Origin of the sequence: Morganella morganii H1r, assembly GCF_000633515.1 — a bacterium.
GTDB lineage: Bacteria > Pseudomonadota > Gammaproteobacteria > Enterobacterales > Enterobacteriaceae > Morganella > Morganella morganii_B.
This window is the reverse complement of sequence record NZ_AYMP01000075.1, coordinates 1-1,875: the sequence shown is the minus strand read 5'-3', so window position 1 is coordinate 1,875 and position 1,875 is coordinate 1. Positions and strand designations below refer to the sequence as shown.

1 protein-coding gene and 1 pseudogene are annotated in these 1,875 nt (G+C 48.9%); both read left to right on the top strand.

Going from position 1 to position 1,875, the window contains the following annotated elements; all coding sequences use genetic code 11:
• Positions 1–1,494, top strand: a pseudogene (locus U868_RS0122425) (tape measure protein); the annotation flags it as partial.
• A gap of 3 nt (positions 1,495–1,497) precedes the next feature.
• Positions 1,498–1,875: MltR family transcriptional regulator (locus tag U868_RS0122420; protein WP_205275550.1), on the top strand; the 378-nt coding region annotated here is incomplete at its 3' end.

The window sequence follows — 1,875 nt, the reverse complement described above, 5'->3', positions numbered from 1 at the left end:
GAGCAAAACAAAAAAGGCAGAAAGTCAGGCAGCAAAAAAGACACTGCTGCTGATGCGCTGAAAAAACAGGCGGAAGCGCTCGAACGCCTCAATACCGGCTACCGCGAAGGGTCGCTGGAAATGGCGAAGTACGATGCCGCCAGGTCTCTCGGTGACAAAGCATCATCAGCACAAATCGCCCAGGCCGAAAAACTGGCGGCAGAGAAATTCGCCATTGAGCAGCGTTCAGCAGACCAGAAAGCCGCACTTGATGCCAATGTGCTAGCCAAAGCAAAACAGACGCGTGATGATGACTTGGCGCAGCTTGAGCGGCAACTGAAGGATAAGCTGATTGAGGATGAGCAATATCACAAGCGCCGGGCTGAAATCGCGGAGGAATACTCCAATAAGATATCCTCTGAAACGTCGAAAAATGCCGTTAACTTTGTTGCAGAGAACCGTGCTCAGATTGACCCTGTGCAGGCGCTAGCAAATGAGAATGCCAAGAAACTGTCTCTGATGGAGTCGTACTATCAGGCAGAGCAGGCGTTACTGCAACAATCCTATCAGGACGGGCAACTCAGTTATGACCAGTACATCGCAGCCAAGCAAAACACGGACGCACAGTATCTGGCGTTGAAAACCGCACAGGACAAGCAGTACCAGGAACAGCAACTCGCGGCTCAGTGGGAATTGCTCAGTCAGCAGGGGTTAGGATACGAAATGCTGACGTCAGCAATAGACTCCTTCGCCGGTAATGCTTCAAACGTCCTGACAGGCTTAATGACCGGAACAATGTCAGCAGAAGAAGCGATGCGTTCTCTCGGCAACACCATCCTGAACAACGTAGTGAATGCGATTGTGCAGGTTGGCGTTGATATGCTGAAAAATTTCATACTGTCTCAGACTCTTGGTAAGGCGGCTGAATCGGCTAATGCGGCATCAGCGATTGCCGGTGGTGCTGCAGCAGCGGCAGCATGGACTCCGGCAGCAATTGCAGCGTCTATTGCCACAGGTGGTGTTGCATCGGCTACCGGTCTGAAAGCGTATACGGCGGCTCAGCTTGCCGGTAGCGCACTGAGTATCGCCGGTGCGCGTAAGAACGGTGGTGATGTTCGCGGCGGGTCAGCCTATGAAATTGGTGAGGGCAATTTACCGGAACTGATGCAAATCGGAAATAAACTCATCGCCATTCCTGGTAATAACGGGAGGGTGTTCAGCTACGATGATGTGACCGGAGCGGCAGTGATACCTAAGACATCCAGCGGTAGCCAGTATATAACTGCCGGGGATGCAGGTAAGTCTGTGCAGAGTAATGATTTGCAAGGCGGCGGAGTAAATATTAACGTTACTATTGAAAGCTACGGAACGCCACAAAATATTGTTGGGCAGTCATCTGAAAAAGGCTTAAGCGGTGAGGATGTTATAAGAATCATTATTAACGACGCCCAAAACTCAGGGCCTGCAACATCGGCACTATCCCGCAAGATGGGGACGCCAATGAAACCACTGTGAGGAATGATGGATATCACTAAAGTAGATAATGTTTTAGCAGATCAAGAAACTGGTAATCTAATTAAAAGTTACTTCAGTATTTTACGTAGTGAAAGTGACAAAGGGGCGGTATTGGTCGCATCCAGCGTATTCGAGGATGCACTTAAAGACCTGATCACCGCAAGAATTTATCCATCAAAAGATAAAAGGGATCCACTTTTTTCGGGTGAAGGGGCTCCATTATTTTCCTTCGGGGCAAAAATAGAAATGGCTTATCGTCTTGGTGTCTTGAGTGACGGGGTTAGAGAGCAACTAACAATTTTCAGAAGGCTGCGCAATGAATTCGCTCATAATATAGACAAGCATTCATTTGATGACCCGGCTGTAAAGGATAGAATTAAC